Annotated in this window: 4 protein-coding genes; 1 reads left to right on the top strand and 3 read right to left on the bottom strand. The window is 56.2% G+C overall.

The window, feature by feature from the left end; genetic code table 11:
- The 3 genes from ABJK70_RS22040 to ABJK70_RS22030 all read right to left on the bottom strand — a co-directional run.
- A partial coding sequence (locus tag ABJK70_RS22040) for a glycosyltransferase family A protein (protein WP_347259144.1) occupies nucleotides 1-717 on the bottom strand: 717 nt, incomplete at its 3' end.
- Between the two features lie 11 nt (nucleotides 718-728).
- On the bottom strand, nucleotides 729-1,577 hold the full coding sequence (locus tag ABJK70_RS22035) for an FkbM family methyltransferase (protein WP_347259143.1): 849 nt from the start codon (nucleotides 1,575-1,577) through the stop codon (nucleotides 729-731).
- A gap of 22 nt (nucleotides 1,578-1,599) precedes the next feature.
- Nucleotides 1,600-2,907: an oligosaccharide flippase family protein gene (locus tag ABJK70_RS22030; protein ID WP_347259142.1), complete on the bottom strand. Its 1,308-nt coding sequence runs from the start codon at nucleotides 2,905-2,907 to the stop codon at nucleotides 1,600-1,602.
- Between the two features lie 254 nt (nucleotides 2,908-3,161).
- Between ABJK70_RS22030 and ABJK70_RS22025 the strand changes: the two genes are divergently transcribed.
- A partial coding sequence (locus ABJK70_RS22025; protein WP_347259141.1) for a glycosyltransferase occupies nucleotides 3,162-3,484 on the top strand: 323 nt, incomplete at its 3' end.

Raw genomic sequence — 3,484 nt, 5'->3', positions numbered from 1 at the left:
CAAGCGTACCGCTTCGCCGTAATAAAGCCGAGCGCCTCTCGGGTTTCGAAAACGTATTGCCCTCCCTTTGGCAGTCAACCCGTCGGGCAGATACCGGATGATCCGCATCACTTCGTTGACGCAGCGGAATTTTTCGCCGATTCGATTGAAGACGATGGCTTCCGCCATGAACTTTTCGCCGGGAATTTCCGGAAAAGGATATTGGCGCAGCAGGTCGGTCCGGACGAAATAACACTTGTCGCCTTTCATGTTCATTTCGAACCAGTATTCCCGATGGCTCATGTCCATGGCGTCTCGGGGAAACCTTTTCGGGACGATGCTCCCGTCGCGATAAGCGCACAATCCCATTACGCCTCCCAAGGATTTTCGTTCGTCGGGAGGAATGGCATGCCAGATTTCGTGGAATCGTTTCAAAGTGTGGGGCAGAAGAAAATCGTCCGAGTCGTGAATCAGAAAAAACTCGCCGGATGCCAGGTCCAACCCCCGATTGATCGCCACATGCTTTCCCCGATTCTCCTGATGAACGTAGACGATAGGGAAGCCGGCGTTGGCTTGCCATTCCATGACTCGTGCACGGGTATCGTCGGTGGAGCCGTCGTCCACGATGATCCACTCGAAATCGGTAAACGTCTGCGCCTTGAGGCTCTCAAAAACCTCGGTCAGCAACCGAGCCCGGTTGTAGGTCGGGGTGAAGACCGTGAATGAGTATGATGGCATCGTCGAACCGATCAGGCAGACCGCTCGAAAAGGGTATTTTCCCGCTCCCGAAGAATGCGGTACCCGTTGTCCGAAATGAGGGATCGTAATAGTTGTTTCCGCTCGGCCGTTTGCGGACCGCCTTCGATCTCGACCAGGATGTAGGCTGGTTTAAGCTGCGGAGCTCTTTTGACGTCATCGAAAAACCGATTCAGGACCGGATATTCGAATCCTTCGATATCCAGCTTCAGGACATCGATCTTTTTCACCTCAGCCATCTGCAAAGCGTCATACAAGGAATAGCACTGGACCTCCTCCGTCTCTCCCTCGGCCTTGAGGAAACTGTTGGCGCCTCGGTTGCCTTGCCGATTGAGCCCTAGCCGCAGCATCTCCTTCTTGTCCGAGATGCCGATTTGATAGGCGGCGATCACGCTGTTCCGGCCGTTGATTTCGATATTTTTTCGCAGGAGTCGGAAATTTTCCGTCGCCGCCTCGAAGGCGATCACCTTGCCGGATGCGCCGACGATCTCCGCGGCGAACAGCGCGTAGGCGCCGATATTGCTGCCCACGTCCACGAATACGCCGCCTCTCGGCAAACGCTTCATCAGGAATTTTCGCTCCCACCGGTCGTACATGTGCGGGATGAAGAACAGATTGCCGCCCACGCAATCGGACGGATCGACGATCATCTCGATGTCGCGTCCCCGATAAGTCCAGATGGTGGAGCGAAACCAGGCCCCAGAGATGAACGAGCAGACCAAGGGTTTGACGATGCGGTTGCTAATTCCGCTAAACCGCCAAACGGGCGGAATAAGCCGCGTCACGGCTTTGGCGGCTTTGACGAAAGGCGGTATCGGGCTGATCGCTAGATCCATGTTCATCGTTGATTTTTGTTGTTGGCGTTTAGCCGATGAGGCTCAATTTTAACCTGGTTTTGACGATTACCAGCGCTGAAAGGTTTATGCCGGCGACCGCGATCGCGCTGGCAATAGCCGCGCCCATGGCGCCGTGTTCGCCGATGAGATACAGCTCTAAAGGCAGTTGCACGGCCAAGCCGCCGCCCATGAGCCACGTGGCTTCCTTCTGATGTCCGGTCATGGTCAGCAGGATGGTCCCGAGTCCGGTCAGAGCGTACAGCGATTTTCCGGCCAGGAGCATGATCAGAAGAGGGTAAGCATCCACGAACGATGCTCCGAAAATACCGAGTATGTATTTTCCGGTGCCGGCAATGAATGAGGCGGCCGTCAAAACGAACAAGGCATTGCCTATTGTGGTGATTTTCAGTAGCCGCCGGAGGTCCGGAATCAAGCGATTGTTCCAATGTGCGGCGATTAAAGGCGCGGTTACGCTGCTGGCCACGACCAAGCCGAAAGCTGCGAAATCTGCGACTCTGGCCGCTACCGCATACGAACCGGCTTCCCGCGTGCCCACCATCGATCCGATCAGGAGGATGTCCAATTGGCTGATCAGCAGCTGGATGCCGACGACGACGAACATGGGAACGGCCATGGTCAGCCATTCTTTTTTTCGATAGGACGGCAGGCTGCCGGAAACGCCTCCCGGCAGGGATTGCCGAAGCCATGCGCTGCCCAGCAGGAAGTTGGTCATGGCTACGGCCAGGCTGATCAGCATTGCCGTCACGGGATCGACGAAGTCGTGAAACCCGAAATAAATCGCCGACAGCAGAATGATCAGGAGCAGGGGGCGAACGAGGTTTTCCGGGAGTTCGGCGAAACTGATTTTGAGCAGGCCGCGGAGAACGCCCACGCGCAATTCGGACAAGGACATGAAAGGCACATGGAGGAAAGCCAGGATGAAAACATAACGATGCAGATCGTCCATTGTGTCTTTCAGCAGCCAGCCGATCATCGCTGCGGCTGACCCGACGACAAGGCAAGCTCCGAGCGTGCTGCGCGTCGCGAAAGCCATGAAACCTCGAATGGCGCCCCAGTCTTCCTGCGAGTTGTAAATCGCGACGTACCGGATCGAGGTATGTACCATGCCCAGTTGGGCCAGCCAGGATAAGACCGGGGTGAAGGCGAGGGCGTACACGAATAGCCCGTAATTGTCGGAACCCATGAACCGCGCGGTAATCGCCTGAGCCGTGAACGACAGGCCGATGCCGACCGCTCGGAGGCTGAAAGTGCCTATTGCGTTGCGAACGAGATAAAAAAAGGTCCGGTCTTTCCCGAACCTCGGTTTTGCGATCATTGATTCCGATAAGGTTTGAATGGGTTTGCGCGAGCGCGCGACCGATCGTTTTTCGGTTGCGGCACGAAGCGGCGGATGCTGACCCTGAACCGATCAAGTTCGCGCCATCGGGTATTATACTGTCCTATTTTCTTGAGTCTTTCTTCGCGAGTTTCGGGGCGACGGGCTGCGGGTCGAGTGCGAACAGGCAACCAAGACACGGGCCATACGAAAAGACGACGTTCCGCCTTTCCAGGTCATTGAGCCAAGCCGTTTTGAACAAGAAACTTTTATTTTTCGTTACCGAAGACTGGTTCGTTTGCTCGCATTGGCTGCCCCACGTGACTGCCGCCCGTGACGCAGGCTACCAGGTCTACGTGGTGACGCGGGTACGGCAGCACAGGGCTATCATCGAAGCGCGAGGCGTCCATGTCGTTCCGCTCGAATTGTCGCGGCGCGGCCGCAATCCGATGGCGGAACTCCGGGTGATTGCCGATCTGATCAAGATTTACCGAAAGATTCGGCCCGATCTGGTGAAGCATGTCGCCATGAAGCCGGTGGTGTACGGCACCATTGCTGCGTGGTTCAGCCAGCCATG

It is taken from the genome of Methylocaldum sp. (assembly GCF_039794385.1).
Taxonomy (GTDB): Bacteria; Pseudomonadota; Gammaproteobacteria; order Methylococcales; family Methylococcaceae; genus Methylocaldum.
Note: the sequence above shows the minus strand (reverse complement) of the source record. Positions and strands in the feature narration are given on the sequence as shown.

Excerpts from the sequence above, each read along its gene's own strand:
- ABJK70_RS22035 (WP_347259143.1), bottom strand. The coding sequence starts at position 1,577 with ATGAACATGGATCTAGCGATCAGCCCGATACCGCCTTTCGTCAAAGCC.
- ABJK70_RS22030 (WP_347259142.1), bottom strand. The coding sequence starts at position 2,907 with ATGATCGCAAAACCGAGGTTCGGGAAAGACCGGACCTTTTTTTATCTC.